The sequence below is a fragment of the Allosediminivita pacifica genome (assembly GCF_003054175.1).
Lineage (GTDB): Bacteria > Pseudomonadota > Alphaproteobacteria > Rhodobacterales > Rhodobacteraceae > Allosediminivita > Allosediminivita pacifica.
Genome location: NZ_QBKN01000005.1, coordinates 139290 through 161105, shown reverse-complemented (window position 1 = coordinate 161105; position 21816 = coordinate 139290). Strand labels below are relative to the sequence as shown.

Annotated in this window: 22 protein-coding genes; 14 read left to right on the top strand and 8 right to left on the bottom strand. The window is 67.0% G+C overall.

What is annotated here, in order from left to right; translation table 11 throughout:
• Positions 1 to 12: 12 nt before the first annotated feature.
• Positions 13 to 486: a CinA family protein gene (locus tag C8N44_RS05685; protein ID WP_107975205.1), complete on the top strand. Its 474-nt coding sequence runs from the start codon at positions 13 to 15 to the stop codon at positions 484 to 486.
• Between the two features lie 19 nt (positions 487 to 505).
• Here the strand turns inward: C8N44_RS05685 and C8N44_RS05680 are convergent, their stop codons facing one another.
• Together C8N44_RS05680 and C8N44_RS05675 are read right to left on the bottom strand one after the other, a co-directional pair.
• Positions 506 to 1060, bottom strand: a complete 555-nt coding sequence (locus C8N44_RS05680; RefSeq protein WP_107975204.1) for a hypothetical protein — start codon at positions 1058 to 1060, stop codon at positions 506 to 508.
• A 108-nt stretch (positions 1061 to 1168) separates the two neighbouring features.
• Positions 1169 to 1624 (bottom strand): type II toxin-antitoxin system RatA family toxin, encoded by a 456-nt coding sequence (locus C8N44_RS05675; RefSeq protein ID WP_107975203.1) that lies wholly within the window; start codon positions 1622 to 1624, stop codon positions 1169 to 1171.
• A 72-nt stretch (positions 1625 to 1696) separates the two neighbouring features.
• Between C8N44_RS05675 and hpt the strand changes: the two genes are divergently transcribed.
• From hpt to C8N44_RS05660, 3 genes are all read left to right on the top strand, one after another.
• Positions 1697 to 2236 carry a hypoxanthine phosphoribosyltransferase gene (gene hpt, locus C8N44_RS05670; protein WP_107975202.1) on the top strand — a complete coding sequence of 180 codons (540 nt, stop codon included), beginning with the start codon at positions 1697 to 1699 and terminating at the stop codon, positions 2234 to 2236.
• A gap of 143 nt (positions 2237 to 2379) precedes the next feature.
• Positions 2380 to 2838 carry a c-type cytochrome gene (locus C8N44_RS05665; protein ID WP_107975201.1) on the top strand — a complete coding sequence of 153 codons (459 nt, stop codon included), beginning with the start codon at positions 2380 to 2382 and terminating at the stop codon, positions 2836 to 2838.
• A 6-nt stretch (positions 2839 to 2844) separates the two neighbouring features.
• On the top strand, positions 2845 to 3732 hold the full coding sequence (locus C8N44_RS05660; RefSeq protein WP_107975200.1) for a cytochrome c: 888 nt from the start codon (positions 2845 to 2847) through the stop codon (positions 3730 to 3732).
• Positions 3733 to 4038: 306 nt separating this feature from the next.
• Here the strand turns inward: C8N44_RS05660 and lipA are convergent, their stop codons facing one another.
• Positions 4039 to 4989 (bottom strand): lipoyl synthase, encoded by a 951-nt coding sequence (gene lipA / locus C8N44_RS05655; protein ID WP_107975199.1) that lies wholly within the window; start codon positions 4987 to 4989, stop codon positions 4039 to 4041.
• 215 nt (positions 4990 to 5204) lie between these two features.
• Here lipA and C8N44_RS05650 point away from each other — a divergent pair, with 215 nt between their 5' ends.
• Entirely contained in the window at positions 5205 to 6695 is a 1491-nt protein-coding gene (locus C8N44_RS05650) for a catalase (protein WP_107975198.1), read from the top strand.
• Between the two features lie 70 nt (positions 6696 to 6765).
• Here the strand turns inward: C8N44_RS05650 and C8N44_RS05645 are convergent, their stop codons facing one another.
• Both C8N44_RS05645 and C8N44_RS05640 read right to left on the bottom strand, forming a co-directional pair.
• The gene (locus C8N44_RS05645; protein ID WP_107975197.1) at positions 6766 to 7884 is read right to left on the bottom strand and encodes a DUF6456 domain-containing protein; all 1119 of its coding nucleotides are present in this window, start codon (positions 7882 to 7884) and stop codon (positions 6766 to 6768) included.
• Positions 7885 to 8222: 338 nt separating this feature from the next.
• Entirely contained in the window at positions 8223 to 9767 is a 1545-nt protein-coding gene (locus C8N44_RS05640) for a trimethylamine methyltransferase family protein (protein WP_107975196.1), read from the bottom strand.
• Between the two features lie 209 nt (positions 9768 to 9976).
• Here C8N44_RS05640 and C8N44_RS05635 point away from each other — a divergent pair, with 209 nt between their 5' ends.
• Positions 9977 to 10762, top strand: a complete 786-nt coding sequence (locus C8N44_RS05635; RefSeq protein ID WP_107975195.1) for a delta-class carbonic anhydrase — start codon at positions 9977 to 9979, stop codon at positions 10760 to 10762.
• Positions 10763 to 10911: 149 nt separating this feature from the next.
• Here C8N44_RS05635 and C8N44_RS05630 read toward each other — a convergent pair whose 3' ends face one another.
• Positions 10912 to 11397 (bottom strand): YciE/YciF ferroxidase family protein, encoded by a 486-nt coding sequence (locus C8N44_RS05630; RefSeq protein ID WP_107975194.1) that lies wholly within the window; start codon positions 11395 to 11397, stop codon positions 10912 to 10914.
• Between the two features lie 386 nt (positions 11398 to 11783).
• On the opposite strand from C8N44_RS05630, the gene C8N44_RS05625 reads away from it, so the two are divergent.
• From C8N44_RS05625 to bmt, 5 genes are all read left to right on the top strand, one after another.
• Positions 11784 to 13001 (top strand): MFS transporter, encoded by a 1218-nt coding sequence (locus C8N44_RS05625; RefSeq protein WP_107975193.1) that lies wholly within the window; start codon positions 11784 to 11786, stop codon positions 12999 to 13001.
• Between the two features lie 75 nt (positions 13002 to 13076).
• Complete coding sequence (guaA, locus tag C8N44_RS05620; protein ID WP_188758635.1) at positions 13077 to 14648, top strand: glutamine-hydrolyzing GMP synthase; 1572 nt, start codon at positions 13077 to 13079, stop codon at positions 14646 to 14648.
• A gap of 71 nt (positions 14649 to 14719) precedes the next feature.
• Complete coding sequence (locus C8N44_RS05615) at positions 14720 to 15538, top strand: capsular polysaccharide synthesis protein (RefSeq protein WP_107975192.1); 819 nt, start codon at positions 14720 to 14722, stop codon at positions 15536 to 15538.
• On the top strand, positions 15535 to 16191 hold the full coding sequence (locus C8N44_RS05610; protein ID WP_107975191.1) for a YdcF family protein: 657 nt from the start codon (positions 15535 to 15537) through the stop codon (positions 16189 to 16191). The genes C8N44_RS05615 and C8N44_RS05610 overlap by 4 nt, the downstream gene beginning before the upstream one ends.
• A 236-nt stretch (positions 16192 to 16427) precedes the next feature.
• Positions 16428 to 17444, top strand: a complete 1017-nt coding sequence (gene bmt / locus C8N44_RS05605; RefSeq protein WP_107975190.1) for a betaine--homocysteine S-methyltransferase — start codon at positions 16428 to 16430, stop codon at positions 17442 to 17444.
• 5 nt (positions 17445 to 17449) lie between these two features.
• Here the strand turns inward: bmt and C8N44_RS05600 are convergent, their stop codons facing one another.
• Complete coding sequence (locus C8N44_RS05600; protein WP_107975189.1) at positions 17450 to 18535, bottom strand: PA0069 family radical SAM protein; 1086 nt, start codon at positions 18533 to 18535, stop codon at positions 17450 to 17452.
• A gap of 172 nt (positions 18536 to 18707) precedes the next feature.
• Between C8N44_RS05600 and C8N44_RS05595 the strand changes: the two genes are divergently transcribed.
• The 3 genes from C8N44_RS05595 (at position 18708) to C8N44_RS05590 (ending at position 20312) form a co-directional block, all read left to right on the top strand.
• The gene (locus C8N44_RS05595) at positions 18708 to 19409 is read left to right on the top strand and encodes a corrinoid protein (RefSeq protein WP_107975188.1); all 702 of its coding nucleotides are present in this window, start codon (positions 18708 to 18710) and stop codon (positions 19407 to 19409) included.
• 107 nt (positions 19410 to 19516) lie between these two features.
• Complete coding sequence (locus tag C8N44_RS23545) at positions 19517 to 19690, top strand: hypothetical protein (protein ID WP_170121063.1); 174 nt, start codon at positions 19517 to 19519, stop codon at positions 19688 to 19690.
• Positions 19671 to 20312, top strand: a complete 642-nt coding sequence (locus C8N44_RS05590; protein ID WP_107975187.1) for a DUF1638 domain-containing protein — start codon at positions 19671 to 19673, stop codon at positions 20310 to 20312. The genes C8N44_RS23545 and C8N44_RS05590 overlap by 20 nt, the downstream gene beginning before the upstream one ends.
• 83 nt (positions 20313 to 20395) lie before the next feature.
• On the opposite strand, the gene C8N44_RS05585 is transcribed toward C8N44_RS05590, so the two are convergent.
• The gene (locus C8N44_RS05585) at positions 20396 to 21790 is read right to left on the bottom strand and encodes a divergent polysaccharide deacteylase family protein (protein ID WP_107975186.1); all 1395 of its coding nucleotides are present in this window, start codon (positions 21788 to 21790) and stop codon (positions 20396 to 20398) included.
• Positions 21791 to 21816 lie beyond the last annotated feature (26 nt).

Here is a 21816-nt window from a genome sequence, read left to right as displayed (position 1 = left end):
ATAGGAGGGTCCATGACCCAGCAACTCGCCACCGAGATCCTCGCCCTCGCCCGCGCCAGCGGCCGGACCATCACCACAGCCGAAAGCTGCACCGGGGGCATGGTCTCCGCCGCGATCACCGACATCGCGGGATCCTCGGACATCTTCCAACGCGGCTACGTGACCTACTCCAACGCAGCGAAGACCGAGATGCTGGGTGTTTCTCCCGGCACGCTGGCCGCCTACGGCGCCGTTTCCGAGGAAGTCGTCTGCCAAATGGCACGCGGCGCCCGCGTGGCCGCGGACGCTCATATCGCCGTCGCAATCAGTGGAATCGCGGGCCCCGGCGGCTCGGAACACAAGCCCGAGGGCCGCGTCTGCTTCGGCCTCGCCATCGGCACTGAGGTCACCAGCGAAACGCAGGAATTCGGCGCCATCGGCCGCGCCGAGGTGCGTCAGGCGGCCACGCAGCGCGCGTTGGAACTGGTCCGCGCGGCGCTGTCCTGACGCGCCCTCAGCGCGTGGCTCAGGCGGCGCGCACCAAGCCGGGCTCGACCGGATCAGCCGTGGCCACGACGCCACCGGCATAGCCCTCGCGGGCGGCCTGCGTGACATCCTCGTTCTCACCGCTTTCCGGCGTCTGTGCCGGTTCAGGCGCAACGGCGCTCCGGGTGGTCTCGACCCCAGCGGGCCCGCCGCGCGTCAGCCCCTGCGGGTTCGGGTCGATCCCGCTACCGGCGGGCTGGTCATTCCCCTCCGCCATCTCCTTCACACCCTTGCCTTTCAGCACGGTGGGTTTCTCGAAGGCGGGATCGACGTTGGGCTCGCTCTTGGCCTGCGCCTCGGATGAGGCGATCTTGGCCTGCACGACCTCGGCAAGGCCCGGCTGACCGGGGGCCGGGCTCTTGTCGGCATTGGCAATGCTCGACGCGCCCGCTCCGGCGGGCGCCGGCGCGGCAAGGTTGGATTTCGGTTCCTGGTTTCGGGTCCCGTTGGGCGTTGCGCCGTAACTCTCGCCCCCCGACGCGCGGGGTTGCGACAGTGGCGATGCCCCAGGAGTGCTGGCAGCAATCGGCAGCATTGGATTCACCTCTTCGTAAGCGATCTTACTTCAAGATGAGATTTGCGCTCCGAATCCGGCGCAAAAGTGGCGAGAAACCCTCTTTCGAATCAGAAGGTTAACGCGACGCTAGCGTCCGTAGAGCTCTGCGGCGCGGCGCTCAAAGGCCCGCACGATGCGCTGCATGGCCTCGTAGAAGAACATGCCCGCCGCGCCCTGCAGGATGCGGTTCTTGAACTCGAAATCCACGTGGAAGTGCACGTCGCATTCCTTGCCCTCGTCGCCCGCGGGCTCGAATTCCCACTTCGATTCCATGTACTTGAACGGACCGTCCAGGTACTCGGTATCGATGCGGTTGTCCTGCGGATAAAGCGTCACGCGCGATCCGAACCGCTCGCGGAAGACCTTGAAGGAAATCACCAGGTCGGCGAGCATTTCGGTGCGATCCCCCTTGTCCTCGGTCGAGCGGATGCGCGCCGCGGCTGTCCACGGCAGGAACTCCGGATAGGACCCGACATCCGCCACCAGATCGTACATCTGCTTGGGCGTGTAAGGCAGGCGTCTCGTTTCGGAATGAGTGGGCATGATGCTCCCGCGCTGGCCGTGACAATGCCGCGACATGTCGTATGCTGCGGCCGAAATTTCAAGGGAATCCGGATGACCCAACGTCCATATGTGGTCGATGAGATGATCTCGGCCAAGGCCATCGCCGCGCGCATCGAGGCCCTCTCGCACGAGATCGAGGCCGTCTTCGCCGACACCGAAAAGCTTGTCGTCGTGGGCCTGCTGCGCGGCAGCTTCGTCTTCATCGCCGACCTCGTGCGCGAGCTGAACCTGCCCGTCGAGGTCGATTTCATCGAAGCCTCCTCCTACGGCTCGGGCATGGAATCCTCGCGCGAGGTGCGCATCCTCAAGGACCTGCGCAGCCCCATCGAGGGCCGCGACGTGCTCGTGGTCGAGGACATCGTCGACACCGGCCACACGCTGCACCACGTGACCAACCTGCTGAAATCGCGCGATCCCGCCCGCCTGCGCACCATTGCCCTGCTGGACAAGCCCGCCCGCCGCGAAGTCGACTTCCGCGCCGACTGGACCGGTTTCGAGATCCCCGACGAATTCGTCGTCGGCTACGGGATCGACTACGCCCAGCGCAACCGCAACCTGCCCTACATCGGCAAGGTCCGCTTCACCGACTGAGCGCAACCGGATCCGGCAGAGCCCCGCGCATCAGCCCACACGTCTGACGGGAACGTGAGGTGGACTGACGGATCTGTTACGCTAGCGTTTTGATGTGTGATTAGACACAGTCACACAATCAGCCATCCGACAGGGAAAGCGATATGAAAAAGACACTTGCCCTCCTGACCGCCGCGGCCGCGCTCGCCGGCACCACCGCCATCGCGCAGCAGGCCGACATGGCCGTCAAGGCGCGCCAGGGCCAGTTCAACACCCTGGCCCTCAACCTCGGCATCCTCGGCGACATCGCCCGCGGCAATGCCGAATACGACGAGGCGACCGCCACCGACGCGGCCGATTCGATCGTCGCCATCTCGATGGTCCACCAGCCCATCCTCTGGCCCGAGGGCACCAGCACCGAGGACCGCGACGATACCCGCGCCCTGCCCGCCATCTGGGAAGACCAGGACGATTTCTTCGCGAAGTGGGAAGCGCTCGCCGAAGCGGCCGAGGGCATGCAGACCGCCGCGGCCGAAGGCGCCGAGGCGATCGGCCCCGCCATGCGCGCACTCGGCGGCGCCTGCGGCGACTGCCACGACAGCTACCGCCAGTCCGACGACTGATCCGGCATGAAGCGCGTCCTACTGGTCCTACTCCTGGCGGCGCTCGGCGCCGCCGGGCTCGGCTTCTGGCTCACCGCCCCCTCCCGCGTCGCCGCCGACCGGCTCGAGGGGCTCACCGGGGACGCGGACGCCGGCGAAGCCGTCTTCACCGCTGCCGGCTGCGCCTCCTGCCACCACGCGCCCGACAGCGACGACAAGCTCGTGCTCGCCGGGGGCCAGGCCTTCCCCTCCGACTTCGGCACCTTCCACGCGCCCAACATCTCGCCCGATCCGGACCATGGCATCGGCGACTGGAGCTTCGAGGATTTTGCGAACGCCCTCCTGCGCGGCGTCTCGCCCGAAGGCAGCCACTACTACCCCGCCTTCCCCTACGCCGCCTACACCCACATACGTGAACAGGACATCGCCGACCTCTGGGCCTACATGCAGACGCTGCCGCCCACGCAGGCAGAGTCGCAGCCGCACGAGGTCGCCTTCCCCTTCAACATCCGCCGCGCCGTCGGCGGCTGGAAAGTGCTGTTCGTCGACCCCTCATGGGTGATCGAGGATGTCGAGCCCCCCGAACTCGAACGCGGCCGCTATCTGGTCGAGGCGCTGGCCCATTGCGGCGAGTGCCACACCCCGCGCAACGCGCTCGGCGGGCTCGACCGTGACGCCTGGCTGGCGGGTGCTGCCAACCCCAGCGGAGATGGCCGCATTCCCGGCCTCACGCCCGACCATCTCGACTGGTCCGCGGGCGACATCGCCTATTACCTGGAAACCGGATTCACGCCCGACTTCGACAGCGCCGGCGGCCACATGGTCGAGGTGATTGAGAACTTCGCCAAGCTTCCCGCCGAAGACCGTCAGGCCGTCGCCGCCTACGTCAAGGCCCTGCCCGCCCCCGCCGAGTAGCCCCGGCCTTCGGTCCGGAGCCGCCCGTCGCCTCTGCCCCACAAGGCGGGCGATGACGGCACGGCCAAGCCAAATCCCCGAGGGGCCCCGCCTCGCGGGGAGACGGGCGATTTTGCTTGGGCGGGACGGCAGCGCCTGCCAAGGCAGAAGAGGCGTCGGGTGGCCCCGGGCCGAAGCTCTTCGGTCTGGTGAGACCCAAGCCCTAGACCCCGACAAAAGAAAACGCCCGGCGGAAAACCGGGCGTCGCCTCTCAACTCGCGGAATCACAGCGCGCGGTAGCGCACCGCTGGATCAGCCCCGGCAGATCACGCCGTCGCCAGCTGCTTTTCGCGCGCGGCGCGGAGCTTCTCGAAATCGTCGCCCGCGTGGTAGCTCGACCGCGTCAGCGGCGTGGCCGAAACCATCAGGAACCCTTTGCCCCAAGCCGACTTCTCGTAGCCCGCGAACTCCTCGGGGGTCACGAACCGGTCCACGGCGTGGTGCTTGGGCGTGGGCTGAAGGTACTGGCCGATGGTCAGGAAATCGACGTCCGCGGCGCGCATGTCGTCCATGACCTGCAGCACCTGCGGGCGCTCCTCGCCGAGCCCCACCATGATGCCCGACTTGGTGAAGATCGACGGGTCTATCTCCTTCACCCGTTGCAGCAGCCGCAGCGAGTGGAAATACCGCGCCCCCGGCCGCACCGAGGTATAAAGCCCCGGCACCGTCTCGAGGTTGTGGTTGAACACGTCCGGCCGCGCCGCGACCACGATTTCCAGTGCCTCGGGCCCGCACTTCAGGAAGTCCGGCGTCAGGATCTCGATCGTTGTGCCGGGCGCGCGATGTCGGATCGCCCGGATCGTCTGCGCGAAATGCTCCGCCCCGCCGTCGTCGAGGTCGTCGCGGTCAACCGAGGTGATCACCACGTGGTTCAGCCCCAGCTTCTCCACCGCGTCGGCCACACGTCCCGGCTCGAAGACGTCGAGCGTGTCGGGACGGCCCGTGGCCACGTTGCAGAAGGTGCAGCCGCGGGTGCAGACCTCGCCCATGATCATCATGGTGGCATGACCCGCGTTCCAGCATTCGCCTGCGTTGGGACAGCCCGCTTCCTCGCAGACCGTGGTCAGGTTGTGCTCGCGCATGATGCGCCGGGTCTCGTTGTAACCCTGCCCCCCGGGCGCCTTCACCCGGATCCAGTCGGGTTTCTTGGGCTGCGCATTGTCGGGACGATGCGCCTTTTCGGGGTGGCGGGACTGGGGAATCTTGAGATCGCGCAAGAGCTTGTCTCCGGTGTGGGGAGAGGATCGGTTCTGGGGACAGTAGGCGCCTCTCACGCGGATTTCCACCCTTGCGACCGGCGGCACTGCGGCGCAGCGCGCAACCCCGCCTTGCGCCATAGTCAAGCCTTATCGAAACCATCCGAAAATCCAATGAAACCATATGACATCCCGCCTGTTGGCCCGGTGAGATCAGCCAAAGGGAGATCCGTCTCATGAGCCAACGTCTGACAACGACCGCCGGCGCCACCGTTCCCAGCAACGAAACCTCCAAGACCGCCGGCCCCCGCGGCCCGCTCCTGCTGGAGGACTACCAGCTGATCGAGAAGCTGGCCCACCAGAACCGCGAACGCATTCCCGAACGCGTCGTGCACGCCAAGGGCTGGGGCGCGCAGGGCACCTTCACCGTCACCCACGACATTACCCAATACACCTGCGCAGACCTCTTCTCCGAGGTGGGCAAGAAGACCGAGGTGCTGTCGCGCTGGTCCACCGTCGCCGGGGAACAGGGCGCCGCCGATGCCGAACGCGACGTGCGGGGCTTCTCGCTCAAGTTCTTCACCGAACAGGGCAACTGGGACATGGTGGGCAACAACACCCCCATCTTCTTCGTCCGCGACGCCTACAAGTTCCCCGACTTCATCCGCACGCAAAAACGCCATCCCAAGACCAACCTGCGCTCGCCCGAGGCAATGTTCGACTTCTGGGCCGGCCAGCCGGAATCCGTGCACCAGGTCACCATCCTGATGTCCGATCGCGGCATCCCGAAGAACCCGATGCACATGAACGGCTACGGCAGCCACACCTTCTCCATGTGGAACAAGGACGGCGTGCGCCACTGGGTGAAGTTCCACTTCCGCACCCACCAGGGCCACAAGACCTACACTAACGAGGAAGCCGAGCGCCTCATCGGCTCCACCCGCGACAGCTACCAAGAGGATCTCTTCAACGCGATCGAGGCGGGCGAGTATCCCAAGTGGACGCTCTTCATCCAGGTCATGCCCGAGCAAGAGGCCGAGACCTGCGGCTTCAACCCCTTCGATCTCACCAAGGTCTGGCCGCACAGCGACTACCCGCTGATCGAGGTCGGCGAGCTCGAGATGAACCGCAACCCCGAGAACTACTTCCAGTTCGTCGAGAACGCCGCCTACAGCCCGTCGAACGTCGTGCCGGGCATCGGCTTCTCGCCCGACAAGATGCTGCAGGCCCGGATTTTCGCCTATGCCGACGCCCACCGCTACCGTCTCGGCACCCATTACGAAGCGCTGCCCGCCAACGCGCCCAAGGCGGACGTGCACCACTATCACAAGGACGGCGCGATGCGGTTCTTCCGCAACGACACGGGCAATCCCAACGCCTACTACGAGCCGAACCAGTACGAGGACGCGCCGCGCGCCGATCCTGCGGTGCAGGAGCCTCCGATGAAGATCGACGCCGAGGCCTTCCGCCATCCGCAGGTGATCACCGACGAGGACTTCGTCCAGCCCCGCAAGCTCTATGCCGAGGTGCTGAGCGACGACGAACGCAAGCGCCTGCACCAGAACATGGCCGGCGCCATGGCGCCCTGCTCGGACAGCGTGAAGGAACGCTGGTACGCCGTGCTGGGCCGCGTGCACCCCGACTACGAAAAGGGTGTGCGCGAGGCCTCGGAATCGCAGCCCGCCATCCCGGTTACCGACAGCACGCCGGTCACCGCGGCCGAGTAAGCGACCGGCAGACATGACAAGGGCGGCAGCCAGGCGCTGCCGCCCTTTTTCGTGCCCACCTCCGCGGCGCCTAGCCGATCAGGTCGCCCCCCCGTGCGCCCAGTTCGTCGTAGTGACGTCGCAGCCGCTGCAACGCGATGCGCAGCACGACCTTTCCCGACCGCGCGGACCACCCCAGCCGCTTTTCCGTGGTCTCCAGCCCTTCGAGATAGCAGCAGCACTGCAGCGCCACGTCGCCAAGCCCCGGGCCGAGATCGGCAAGCGCAGCGCGCAGCCGCGCCTTGGCGTCGATCGTGCCCCCCGCGCCGCTCGTCCCGCAGCCGTCGATCTTTCCCGACATCAGGTGCTCCCAGTTCTGGGTGCCCGAGGGGTCCATCTGTGCCAGTTCGAAATCCTCCCGCAGCCGCTCTCCTGCCGAGACCAGCCGCTCCGGCAGGAAGGGCTTGCCGTCCTTGTCCCGGCGACGTGCAAGCGCCGCGAGCGGGCTGTCGGCCAGGGCAAAGCGCGACTTTCGGTTCCGCGGGGCGGCCTCGAAGGCACTCAGCGCCTCGTCTGCCGCCCGTCCGTTCTCGAACCCGGCCTGCGCCTCGGCAAAACCGCGCACCTGGTTCTCGCGCTCGGCCACCAGCCTGTTCAGCGCCGTACGCCCCGCCGATGTGACCCGGTAGCGCGACACCTTGGCCTTCGGTTCGTCGCAGGTGATCCACCCCTTCAGGGCCAGCGCCTGCGCCACCGGCGTGTCGACCACCGCCGTGCGCGTGCTCGCGCCGGCAGGCGTGTCGCGCACGACCACGGCCTTCTCCATGCCCGGTGCCACGGCCAGCACCGCCCCGGGCTCGCAGAGCCGGCGCAGCACACGCCCCGCCTCCCGCGTGAGCGTGGCCTCGTCGACCCCGCCCGCCTTCAAGCTTTCAACTTCCATGGCAGCGTCTCCCCTCGTCCTCTTCTCGATCTCCGGGAGGCCCCCCAGGGCGCCCAGGCGACGCAGGCCCGCGTCGATCAGCGGGTCATCCCGCCAGGTCTCCACCCGGCGCACCTGCCGAAGCACCGTGGAGGCGTGGCAGCCTGCTCCACGGGCCAGGGCGCGGATCGGCGTCCCCAGTTCAGTGTGCGCGAGATAGAGACAGATTTGTTCAGGCACCCAGCGGGGCCAAAGCGTTCCAGCAGCCAGCTCCAGTTGATCGGACATGCGATAAGCCTCTGACAATTAAGGTTTCCACGATTTTATCCCCAAAACGCGGTCAACCATTGGTAGAGCTGGTTACTGACTTATTAACGAAACGGAATCGTAAGCGATTAGTTAACAGCGCCACCGTCCTTCGATAATTGAGTAATTTACATAAACAGTTTTGAAACCACCGGACGCTGAATATGCCCATGGCGCAACACCCCTTGGGTTGCGCTCTGTCGGCCCGGGGATTCGACGTCGGGGACGGAATCACTTCGCCAAGGCGGCACCGCACACGGAAAAGGGCCGCCTCCCCTCTCGGGAAGACGGCCCTTACACCACCCGTTTGTCCGGCGTGATCAGCTGAATGCGTCGGGCATCGAGGCCTTCTTGCGCGCCACGTACTCGTTCAGCGCCCCGGCCACGCCCGGGTCCATCGCCGGTTGCTGATAGCGTTCGAGCAGCGTCTCGACCCGCGCGGCGGCCAGCGTTGCGGTATCGCGCCCGCCCTCGTCCGCCCACTGTTCATAAGGCTTGTAGTCCAGCACCTCGGACCGCCAGAAGGCGCTCTTGAAATGTTTCTGGGTATGCGCGCACCCCAGATAGTGCCCGCCGGGGCCAACCTCGCGGATGGCCTCCATGGCCTGCGCTTCCACGTCCATCGGCACACCCGCTGCCAGCTTGTGCAGCGCGCCCAACTGGTCCGCATCCGTCACGAATTTCTCGAACGAGGAAACCAGACCGCCCTCCAGCCAGCCGCAGGCGTGCAGCATGAAGTTCACGCCCGATAGCAGGCCGACGTTCAGCGTGTTTGCCGTCTCGTAGCCGGCCTGCGCATCGGGCAGCTTGGAGCCGTTGAAGGACCCCGCCGACCGGAATGGCAGGCCCAGTCTGCGCGCGAGCTGCCCTGCACCGTAGGTGATATGCGCCGCCTCGGGGGTGCCGAAGGTGGGCGCGCCCGAGTTCATGTCGATCGAGGTCACGAAAGCTCCGAAGATCACCGGCGCGCCCTTCCGCACCAGCTGCGAATAGGCGATGCCGGCCATGACCTCCGCCAGCACCTGCGTCAGCGTGCCCGCGACCGAAACCGGCGCCATGGCGCCGCCCACGATGAAGGGCGAGATGATGCTCGCCTGCATGTTCTCGGCATAGACCTCCATCGCGCCCATCATCACGTCGTCGAAGGTCAGCGGCGAGTTGATGTTGATGAGCGAGGTCATGCAGGCGTTGTTCGACGCAAATTCCTCGCCGAAGAGGATCTTGCACATGTCCACGCTGTCCTGCGCGCGGCTGGGTTCGGTCACCGACCCCATGAAGGGCTTGTCCGACAAGGTCATGTGCGCCAACAGCATGTCGAGGTGACGCTTGTTCACCGGGATGTCGGTCGGCTCGCAGACCGTGCCGCCGGAATGGTGCAGCCACTTGGACATGTAGCCCAGCTTCACGAACTTGCGGAAATCCTCGATCGTGGCGTAGCGCCGCCCGCCATCGGCATCGCGCACGAAGGGCGGGCCGTAGACCGGGGCCAGCACCAGGTTACGCCCGCCGATCTCGACGTTGCGCTCGGGATTGCGCGCGTGCTGGGTGAACTTCGAGGGCGCATGCGCGATGAGGCTCTTGGCAAGCCCCTTGGGCAGGCGCACCCGCTCGCCCTGAACATCCGCGCCGGCCTCGCGCCAGCGTTCCAGCGCCGCGGGGTTGTTGACGAAGTTGACGCCGATCTCTTCCAGCACCGTCTCGGCGTTGGCCTCGATGATCTGCAGCGCTTCCTCGTTCAGCACCTCGAAATTGGGAATGTTGCGCTCGATGTGGCGCGCGGTCTCGACGCTGACCGCCGTCCGTTCGGCCCGGCGGGCGGCACCGCCGCCGCCCCGTGCCCGTTTGCGCGCTGCTGCTTCCGCCATGTCCTGCCCTCGCGACCAAAGGTGTGGGCCCCGTATCCAGGGTGCCGATCCTCGCACTTCTATCGGCCCGCCGGACCGCCGCATTTGCCCTTTCCGGCAATTGGCACGCGAAAGCGACATTTGACGGCATGCCGGACACGACCTGCAGGGAATCCTTAGCACTCCCGTCTTAACCCTTCCCCAAGACCCGTCCGCAACGGAGACTGACCATGACGATCCGCGCCACAATCGCGGCGCTTGCCCTTGCCGCGACCGCCCTGCCCACCTCCGCCCAGCAATATTGCCGCGGTTTCGGCCCCCAGACGCCCCGCGACATCTCCAGCCCCACGGGCACGAATGCCCGCAGCTTCAGCCCGGCACCGCCCGCCACGAGGCTGAACCTCTGCAACATCCACACGCACACCCAGGCCGAACATCGTGGTCCGGGCTTCTCGATCCACGCGGGCGACGGCGAACACGGCGGCTACCGCTGCAACGGCACCTCTGCGCTGACCACCGCCGAACTGCAAGATCCCGCCGAAGGGCACGGCGCCTTCCACGGCGTCGTGCCCGGCGACACGATCGAGGTGCACTGGGTCCACACCTCCTGCGACATCGCCCCGGGCCCCGGCCTTGGCGCCTGCCTGTCGCCCAGCTGCGCGAATCCCCAGCTCCGCGTCGAGGCGCAGGTCTTCCTCGTGGTGAACGACCCCGGCGCGCTCGACTTCCGCGACTTCGTCTACGGAGGGAAGGTCAACGGCCTGCACCGCGCCAAGATTTTGCCCACCGGCACCGGCCGCCCCGTGGTCTTCGCGGGCTCCACCACCGGCCCGAGCTATACCGAGGAAATCTGCTCGCCCCTGCAGGTCACATGGTCCGTCCGGCCAGACTGCGCGCGGCTCGACGTTTCCTCGCTGCACGCCTGGGCCGAAGAGGGCAATATCTTCGAAGAGGATCACAGCCACGGCGTCCGCGCGCTGGTCACCGCGCCGGAGCTTCTTGCGCCGATCGAATAGCAGAGGGGAATGGGGGCTCTGCCCCCGGCCCTGCGGGCCTCCCCCGGAGTATTTTTGCCAAGAAGAAGCGGAGGAGGCGGTGATGGTCGGCAAAAGGAAAGGGCGCCCCGACGGGACGCCCCTCCGATCAAGTGGTCGCGCGAAAGGCCTCAGGCGGCCTCGCGGTTCAGCGCGCCCTCGGCCAGCTTGGTAAGTTTGTCATCCGCGGCCTTTTCCTGACTCAGGTTGGCCTCGAAAAGCCCGGTCACCTTGGAATCGAGCTTCAGCGTCTTCGACCAGGCGATCAGCGTGCCATAGCGCGTCATCTCGTAGTGTTCCACGGCCTGCGCCGCAGCGATCATGCCCGCATCACGCGCATCGGCGCTGTCGGTCTCGTCCATGATCTCCTTGCCTTCGTCGAGGATGCCGACAATCGCCTCGCAGGTGACGCCCCGGGCTTTCATGCCAAGCATCTCGAACACCTTCTCGAGGTTCTCGATCTGCTCCTCGGTCTCCTCGCGGTGATGTTCGAAGGCTTCCTTCAGATCCTCCGAGGAGGCCTTGCGGGCCATCTTGGGCAAGGTCTTCAGGACCTGCTTCTCGGCATAATAGATGTCGCGCAGAAAGTGGGTGAAAAGCGCATCAAGCGTCTTCATGTCAGGTCTCCAGGTCTCGGTTGAGTATGTGTCTGCGGCGATCCGGATCGTCTGCCACCAGAACGATCCGCACCGGTCGGCGTTCCCGCATCACCTATAAAATTTGGCAGGGTATCGCCCCCTCCTCCCACATCTTGCGATCCCCTTGAGCCCGCGGCGCGACGCGTACCCGAAGGTATCGCGTGGCCACGCCTTACCGGGGGCCGAGGCGCAGATGTCCCGCGCGCAAACGCCCCAAGACGGAAGAGAAATCAGTGACCTGCGCCGCGCGCACCGGCGACTGCGTTCCCGCACCGAAAGCGGTAGCCCCCCATCAACCGAGCAGCGGTTGCGCCTCGACGCCGTGCGACTAAGGTCCGCGCGATCCCGTCAGACAGGAGCGCGTGATGATTTCCCCCCGGTCCACCGCAGGCCTCGGAGCCTGGCTCGCCTTTGCCACGGCCAGCCTCTTCTTCCTCTTCGAATTCGTCGCGCGCATCAGCCCCAGCCTTGCCCCCGGCCAGATCCGCGAGTGGTTCGGCCTCTCCGGCGGCGGCTTCTCCACGCTCTCGAGCCTCTTCTTCTGGATCTACGCGCCGATGCAGATCGTCGTGGGCCTCGCCATGGACCGCTTCGGTGCAAGGCGCCTGGTGCTTCCGGCCATCGCGGCCTGCGCCTCGGGCGTCGCGCTCTTTGCGCTGACCGATCTGCCGCTGGTCGCGGGCATCGGACGGCTGCTGACAGGCTTCGGCGCCGCCTTCGCCTTCGTCGGCGCGCTCTACGTGGTCAACCACCGCTTCCCCCCGGCCCGCTTCGCGCTGCTTTCGGGTGTCGTGAACGCGCTTGCGATGATCGGCACCGCGGTCGGCGCCGTCTGGCTGAGCGGCCTTGTCACGCTCGCGGGGTGGCGGTCAGTCTTCTTCGCCATCGCTGCGGCGGGCGCGGTGATCCTCTGCCTTGCCGTGATCTTCCTGCACGACGCCGACGACGCCCCCGAACGCATCCCCGGCGCCCACCCGCTCGCCCCGCTGCGCCCGCTCATGCGCGACGGCAGGGTCTGGCTCATCGCGCTGCTCGGCGCGCTCTACTACATGCCCGTCAACGTCTACGGCGGGCTGTGGGGCAGCGCCGAGGTCGTGGCCGACCGCGGTCTGGGCGAGGCGCAGGCCGAGCTCGCCGTCTCCATGATCTTCTGGGGCATGGCCGCGGGCAGCGTCGCCTCGGGCTGGATCTCGGACCGGCTCGGGCACCGCAAATGGCTGCTTTTCGTGAGCATCCTGCTCACCGCCGCGCTCTATGCCGCAGCCCTCTTCCTGCCCGGCCTGGGGCTCCGGGCGCTCGCCGTGCTGCTCTTCCTGGCGGGCCTCTTCAACGGCGCCCAGATGCTGACCTTCGCCATGGCCAAGGAAGGCCATCCGCAAGAGGTCTCGGGCACGATCATCAGCTTCGTCAACATGATCGGCATCGCCGGGGCGTTGGTCTTCCAGCCGCTGGTCGGCGTCATGATCGACCGCGCGAGTGGCGCCTTCGGGGCGGCCATGCTCACGATTCCCGTCTGCGTCCTGCTCGCCGCCGTCCTGACGCTCGGCGTGCGCGAAAAGCGGCATCCCGACCACGCCGCCTGAGGCCCGGCACAGGTTTGCCCGCGCGCGCCGCGATCCCCTCTTGCCCGTGGCGCCGCGCTTGCCTAAAGGCAGGCCATGATCGAGCCCCAGCAGCATGACCGCCTCCTCATCATCGACTTCGGCTCCCAGGTGACGCAGCTGATCGCGCGCCGCCTGCGCGAGCTGAACGTCTATTGCGAGATCCACCCCTACCAGAACGTGACCGAGGCCTTCCTCGACGCGTTCGCGCCCAAGGCCGTGATCTTTTCCGGCGGGCCCGACACCGTCACGCGCGAGGGATCGCCGCGCCCGCCGCAGAAGGTCTATGACCTCGGCGTGCCGATTCTCGGCATCTGCTACGGCCAGCAGGTCATGATGCAGGACCTCGGCGGCCGCGTCATCGGCGGCGAGGGCACCTCGGAATTCGGCCGCGCCTGGGTCGAGCCCACGCCCGAGCGGATCGACCTGCTCAAGGGCTGGTTCATCGAGGGCACGGGCCGCGAACAGGTCTGGATGAGCCACGGCGACCACGTGGCCGAGATCGCGCCCGGTTTCGCCGTCTACGGCACCTCCACCGGCGCGCCCTTCGCCATCACCGCCGACCTCGAACGCCGCTTCTACGCCGTCCAGTTCCACCCCGAAGTGCACCACACCCCGAACGGCAAGACGCTTTACGAAAACTTCGTGCGCGACGCGGGCTTTGCCGGTGACTGGACCATGGACGCCTACCGCGACGAGGCGATCCGCAAGATCCGCGAACAGGTCGGCGACCGCAAGGTCATCTGCGGCCTCTCCGGCGGCGTCGACAGCTCGGTGGCGGCCGTGCTTCTCCACGAGGCCATCGGCGACCAGCTCACCTGCGTCTTCGTCGACCACGGGCTACTGCGCCTGAACGAGGCCGAAGAGGTCACCACCCTCTTCCGCGACCACTACAACATCCCGCTGATCCACGCCGACGAGAGCGACCTGTTCCTTGGCGAGCTCGAGGGCGTCTCCGACCCCGAGCAGAAGCGCAAGATCATCGGCAAGCTCTTCATCGACGTCTTCCAAAAGCACGCCAACGACATCGAGGGCGCGGAATTCCTCGCCCAGGGCACGCTCTACCCCGACGTCATTGAATCGGTCAGCTTCTCCGGTGGCCCCTCGGTGACGATCAAGTCGCACCACAACGTCGGCGGCCTGCCCGAGAAGATGGGCCTGAAACTGGTCGAGCCGCTGCGCGAGCTCTTCAAGGACGAGGTCCGCGCCCTCGGCCGCGAACTCGGCCTGCCCGACAGCTTCATCGGCCGCCACCCCTTCCCGGGGCCGGGCCTTGCGATCCGCTGCCCGGGCGAGATCACGCGCGACAAGCTCGACATCCTGCGCAAGGCAGATGCCGTCTACATCGACCAGATCCGCAAGCACGGGCTCTACGACGAAATCTGGCAGGCCTTCGCCGCCATCCTGCCCATGCGCACCGTGGGCGTGATGGGCGACGGGCGCACCTACGACTACGCGCTCGGCCTGCGGGCGGTGACCTCGGTCGATGGCATGACGGCGGATTACTATCCCTTCAGCCACGACTTCCTGGGCGAAACCTCGACCCGCATCATCAACGAGGTCAAGGGCATCAACCGGGTCTTCTACGACTGCACCTCGAAACCGCCGGGCACCATCGAGCTGGAGTGATCCGACATACGCCGGTGTCCGTGCGGGCACCGGCGACACGGCGGGGATCGCGACAAGGGGGCAAGCTGAACATGCGAGCAGTCCTGCTGAACACCTTCGTCCGGCTGAAGAAAAGCCGCGTGACGCGCGACTTCTTTCACCATCCCTCCCCCCCACGCCGTGACCCGATGGCCCTGCCCCGGAGAATCTACCTCTACTGGGACAGTGGATTGGACAGCGCGCCCGAGCTAGTCCGTTGCTGCGTGTCCTCGTGGCGCGCCCAGAACCCCGGTTGGGAGGTCGAGGTGCTCGACCAGCAGGCGGCCGACCGTCACCTGCCCCGCGCGGACCTGCCTGAAACGCTCTCCACCGCCCATTACTCCGACCTGCTGCGCACCCGAATCCTGCAGGAACACGGCGGCGTCTGGGCCGACGCGACCTCGCTCTGCACCCGCCCGCTCGACGACTGGCTGCCGCAGATCTTCTGCCAATGCGGGCTCTTCCTTTTCTCCGCCCCGGCGGAGGACCGTGCGATCTCGAACTGGTTCATTGCTGCGGTCCCCGGTCACCCCCTTGTCGGACGCTGGCACGAGGCACTCGTGACCCATTGGGGCGATGCGGGGGCGCGAAAGACCTACTTCGGCAGCCACCATCTCTTCGAGGCGCTCACCCGCTACGATCCCGAATGCCGGCGTCTCTGGGCCGAAACCCCGGCGCTGTCAGCCAATCCGCCGCACCTGTTGCAACGCTGCCTGACGGGCAAGCAGGAGGTGACCGAGGCCAACCTGAACATCCTCCGCGCAACGCCGGTGCACAAGCTGACCTACAAGAAGGATATCGGGGTTGGTGAACTGCGCCGCCTTCTGCAACGATTCGCAACCGGAGCCACCGGCCCCGGGGGTCGGGCATGAAGAAACGCCTCGCCGTCCTGCTGCTACTGCTGGTCGTTCCTCCCCTCGCGACCTCACTGGGATCGGCTTACTTCACGACCCGCTGCGACAGACTTCACCCGTCGTCCCCTTATGACGTGGCCGTGATACTCTCGGCAGGCCTGCGGAACGACGAGGTGGACAGCCGCCCCGGCATGATCACCGCGGCCCGAACTGCGGCCGGAGTCGCTCTCTACCAAGGCGGCGTTGTCCGCAGACTGCATATGACCGGCGACGCCTCCTACGATCCGGACATCGCGGTCGCGTGGGGAATGCGCGATATGGCAATCGCGCAGGGTATCCCGGCCGCGGCAATCTCGGTCGAAGACCGGTCCCAATCGACGTTGCAAAACGCGCTCTTTTCCGAGCCGCAGCTTCGTGACGCGGGCCGAATTCTCCTTGTAAGCTCGGGCTACCATCTTTGGCGTGGTGCCTTCAGCATGGCATGGGCCGGCGTACCGATCGACAGGGTATGCAAATCCTCGGCCTTCGACCCGGTCCCCTTCCGGGGTCATTCCGAAATCCTGCTGAGCGCTATCCCGAAATGGTGGCTCAACCTCGGGCGTGCGCTCATCTGGTCGGCGGCCTCGGGAATCGGCCTTCAGGACCGCCTGCCGCCGTGGTTTCTTGACTGACCGCACTGTGGACCCCCGCGCGGGACAACCCTAAGAAACGGTTAATTCGCCTCTGCAAGTCATTGATTTTTCGTGACCGTGGGACTGTCCCGGCCCGGGACACCCTCTGTGCGCGCTGCCGCAAATACGGGCAGAGGACGGAAATCCTCGTCTTTCATAAAGAACTTGAGCTTTATGAATTTGCTTCAAACCTCCCCCTGTGACAGACCCGACGGCACCGACAGAAAGGCACCCACATGACCGACGCGCTCTCCCGGCTCCTGCAATCCCGCGACTGGCTGCTGGCCGACGGGGCCACCGGGACGAACCTGTTCAACATGGGTCTTCAGTCCGGTGACGCCCCCGAATTCTGGAACGAGGACGAGCCCGACAAGATCCGCGCCCTCTACAGCGGCGCCGTCGACGCGGGCTCCGATCTCTTCCTCACCAACTCCTTCGGCGCCAATGCCTCGCGGCTGAAGCTGCACGAGGCCCAGCATCGCGCCTACGAGCTCTCCAAGCTCGCCGCCGAACTCGCTCGCGAGGTGGCCGACAAGGCCGGCCGCGAGGTCATCGTCGCCGGCTCCGTCGGCCCCACGGGCGAGATCATGGGCGCCGCGGGCACCCTCACCCACGAGAGCGCCGTCGAAATGTTCGAAGAAACCGCCCGCGGCCTGCGCGATGGCGGCGCCGACGTGCTCTGGCTCGAGACCATCTCCGCCCCGGAGGAATACCGCGCCGCCGCCGAGGCCTTTGCCCGCGCCGAGATGCCCTGGTGCGGCACCATGAGCTTCGACACCGCCGGGCGCACCATGATGGGCCTCACCTCCGCCGACATGGTCACCATGGTCGACGGCCTGCCCAACCCGCCGCTGGCCTTCGGCGCCAACTGCGGCGTCGGCGCCTCCGACCTGCTCCGCACGGTGCAGGGCTTCGCCGCGCAGGGCACGGAGCGCCCCATCATCGCCAAGGGCAATGCCGGCATTCCTCGGTTCGAGGGGGGACACATCCACTACGACGGCACGCCGGAACTCATGGCGAAATACGCCACCATGGCCTTCGACAGCGGCGCCACGATCATCGGCGGCTGCTGCGGCACGATGCCGGAACACCTGCGCGCCATGCGCGAGGCACTCGAGAACCATACCCCCGGCCCCCGCCCCACCCTGGACGAGATCGCCGAGGTTCTGGGCGGCTTCTCCTCTCCTTCCGACGGCACGGGCGAGGACGCGGCCAGCGCGGAACGCCCCCGCCGCCGTCGTCGGCGCGCATGATCGCCTCAGAAGAGCGACAACTGGTCCCCGGCCCGGGGCGGCGGCGCAAAGAGATCGCAGCGCAGCGGGGCGGTCTTTCGGTCCAGCCCGAGAGCCCGCGCCGCGCGCCGGAAGCGTCGATCCACCAGCTCGGCATAGGGCCCCTCGCCGCGCATCCGGGTAAACCACTTGCTCGAATAGACCTCGCCCCCGTGCATGTCGCGCAGGTGCCCCATGATCCGTCCGGCACGGTCGGGGTAGTGCTCGGCCAGCCACTCCTGCCAAAGCTCGGCCACTTCCATCGGCAACCGCAGCATGATCCAGCTTGCGGCATCGGCCCCCGCCTCTGCTCCGGCCTCAAGGATCTTCTCCAGCTCCGGATCGGTCAGCGCCGGCACCATGGGCGAGGCCATGACCCGCACCGGCACCCCAGCCTCCGTCAGGCGCCGGATCGTGGCCAGCCGCCGCGCCGGGCTCGGCGCGCGCGGCTCCATCCGGCGCGAGATCACCGGGTCGAGGGTCGTCACGGATATGCCAACCCGCGCGAGACCCTGCGAAGCCATGTCCGCCAGGATATCCACGTCCCGCTCGATCAACGTCCCCTTGGTCACGATCGCCACCGGGTGCCGGAAATCGCGCAGCACCTCGAGGCAGCCTCGCATGATGCCGCGCGCCTTCTCGACCGGCTGGTAGGGATCGGTGTTGGTCCCGATCGCCAAGGGCGCCACCTCGTAGCGCGGCTTGCGCAACTCATCCGCCAGGACCTCCGGCAGCGTCGGTCGCGCAACCAGCCGCGTTTCGAAATCCAGCCCCGGAGACAATCCCAGCCAGGCATGGCTCGGCCGGGCAAAGCAGTAGATGCAGCCGTGCTCGCAGCCGCGATAAGGGTTGATCGAGCGGTCGAAGGGCAGGTCCGGCGACGCCTGGTAGGTGATCGCGCTGCGCGGCCGCTCCTCGGTCACGAAAGTCCGCAGGACCGGGGCCTCTTCCGGAATATCCCAGCCGTCCGCTTCATCGACACGGACCAACCGCTCGTAACGGCCCGAGTCGCGACTGCCGGCCCCGCGACCGGGGCGCAGGTCTGGGTCCAAGGGGCGGTCCGGCTGCGTCATTCCGTCAAACTAGAACGTAAACGGAACATTCACAACCGTCCTGCAGACTGGCGTCAGCAGGTCGGTACAGCCGATGCGGGTGTCGCAATCGGCCAAGTCCCCGCCCCCCGGCGGCCCCAAGACTAGGCGTCAAGAACGGCGCGTCAGGCGCGCCAGCGAAAGGAAAACGCGCATGTCCGACGAAGAAGACATCATCCTCTCCGAGCTCGACGACGAGGAACTTGTCCAGCAGATGCATGACGACCTCTACGACGGTCTCAAGGAAGAGATCGAGGAAGCCGTCAACATCCTGCTCGAACGTGGCTGGGAACCCTACCGCATCCTGACAGAGGCGCTCGTGGGCGGCATGACCATCGTGGGCCAGGACTTCCGCGATGGCATCCTCTTCGTCCCCGAGGTTCTGCTGGCCGCCAACGCGATGAAAGCGGGGATGTCCATCCTCAAGCCGCTGCTCGCCGAAACCGGCGCCCCCAAGATGGGCAAGATGGTGATCGGGACCGTAAAGGGCGACATCCACGACATCGGCAAGAACCTCGTCTCCATGATGATGGAAGGCGCAGGTTTCGAGGTGGTCGATCTCGGCATCAACAATCCGGTCGAGGACTACATCGAGGCCATCCAGAAGGAAGAGGCCGACATCCTCGGCATGTCCGCGCTGCTGACGACCACCATGCCCTACATGAAGGTGGTCATCGACACGATGAAGGAGCAGGGAATCCGCGACGACTACATCATCCTTGTCGGCGGCGCCCCCCTGAACGAGGAATTCGGCAAGGCCATCGGCGCCGATGCCTACTGCCGCGACGCGGCCGTGGCCGTCGAAACTGCCAAGACCTTCATCACCCGCCGCCACAACCAGGCTGCGGCCGGCTGAATACCGCTGTCGAAGGGCCCGGCTTTCACGGAAACGTTCCCTGAAACGACTGGGCCCTTTTCAAGGTGCGGGATCTGACACATATTGATCCTGAAAGGGAGCCGGACATGCCTGTCACGTCATTCGCACTTCTCGTTCTTCTGGTCATCGCGCTCGGCGCGCTGACCGTCTTCGCGTTGAGCGCCTGGGGCCTGGCCACCGTCCTTCCGATCGTGATCGCCGTGGTTCTCATCGCCCGCTGGGCCTTGGCCCACGTGCCCTATGACGACAGCCACCCCTGATCCCGACACCCTGACAGACAGCGGGCTCGCCCCCGAGGGCGACGGGCGCCTTCTGATCATCGCCTGCGGGGCCTTGGCGCGCGAGATCCTGGACCTGCGCGACCGCAACGGCTGGGATCACATGGATCTCGCCTGTCTCCCCGCGATCCTGCACAACACTCCCGACCGCATCCCCGACGCCGTGCGCAGCGCGTTCACCCGGCACCACATCCGGTATGACCACATCTACCTCGCCTACGCGGATTGCGGCACCGGCGGGGCCCTCGACCGGCTCTGCGAGGAACTCGGTATCGAGATGATCCGCGGCCCGCATTGCTATGCCTTCTTCGACGGGATCGACCGCTTCGCCGCCCGCGACGAGATGACCGCCTTCTATCTCACCGACTTCCTGGTCCGGCAATTCGACGCCTTCGTCTGGCGGCCCCTCGGACTCGACCGCCACCCGGAGCTGCGCGACATGTACTTCGGCAACTACGAGAAACTGGTCTACCTGTCCCAGAACGAAGATCCGGATCTCGTCGCCCGCGCGCGCACGCAGGCAGACCGCCTCGGCCTCGCCTTCGAACATCGTCCCACCGGTTACGGCGACCTCGCGACTACGCTCGACACCTGGGCCGGATGACGCGCCTCGCCCGAGGCTTCTTCTTGGCAGAAATACTCCGGGGGTGAACCGGCCGCAGGCCGGGAGGGGGCAGAGCCCCCCTTCTATTCGGCCGCTTCGAGCACAGCCGAAACCGGAACCAGCCTGACCGACCTCGCCCGATCCTGTAGTCCCCAGAGCACCAGCGCCGAGACCGTATCGGCGCTCAGGCGGCCAAGCATAGCGACGGGGCCGCCCTCTTGCGCCCGCGATGCCCCTTGATCAAGCAGGCGGCGCATGGTGGCGGGGTCCTGCCCGGCTCCGTCGAAATCCCGGAACAGCGCGACCGAGGGCACGCCCGCGCGCGCCGCAAGCTGCTGGGCCGTGTCCAGCCCGTTGGGCAGCATGAGCAGACCATGACCGGTTTCGCCAAGCGCCACCGTCACTTCGTCCGAGATCGCCCGGCGTGCCTGCAGCCCGAGATCGGGGTCCTCCAGCACGCCGACGGCCTCCGGCACCCGGTTGAGCGAGGTCTGCAGCCGTGCCGCGACCTCATCGGGCTCTGTGCCTTCCGGAACGCCTGCCATGGTCAGAACCTCGTGCCCGAGTGCCCTGTAGGCGCGTGCCGCCGCCTCGGGGTCAGGATGATCGGGCGAAATCGCGAGGCTGACCGGGAATGGAAAGGCCCCCAGTGCATCCGGGCCGAGGGGCCCGCTGCCATCAGCGATCAGCACCACCGCCATGAGAGGCGCCCCCTCGGCAACGTCAACAGCCGCGGCATTCTCCCGGACCGGATCCGGCGCCAGACCGGCGGAAGCTGCGTTTTCATCTGACGCTAGTTCCGGACCCGGAGGCGCCTCGTCTGAGGGGACATTTTCGTCAGGCGTCGGAGCGGAAGCACTTTCATCCGTCACCGGTGCGTCGCCCTCCTCGGGGGCGCCCGGCTGCTCCGGGGCATCCGTCCCTGCAGCAGGCGCTTCCTCCACAGACGGGGCCTGCGGGGCTGTCTCGACCTCCGGTGCTTCCGCCGCCTCGGGGGCCTCCGCCGGTTCCGGCGCCGGGGCTGGCTCGGTTTCGGCCGCGGGCATTTCTTCTGTCTCCGGGGTCTCGGCCACCTCGGGCGCATCCGCCTCCCCGGCCCCGTCATCCACCAGCGGCGCCGCGGGCGCGGGCTCCTCGGCCGCGGGAGCCGCGGGCGCCTGCGGCTCTTCGGCGATCGAAGGTGCCGCGTCGGTCTTCGGCCCGGACGACGCGGGCTCGGCAGGGGCCGTCTCGGGGGAAGCGCTTCCGGGCGCTTCCGGCCGCGCAGCAGCCTCGGGCGCCACCGCCTCGGCCTCCTCGGACAGGCGCTTCGGCGCCGTGTCGCTGCCCTCGGGCAGCGGAGGACCGTCCGGCGCCGCGCCGACCATGACATCGGGGGCCGGCTCCAGCGGCGGCCCGGTCAACAGCGAGAGCGCAACCACCCCCGCACCCGCGACGGCCGCACCGCAAATCACACCTGCCAGAACTCCGCGCGCCATGTTCCTAAGCTCCCCCTGCGCCGATC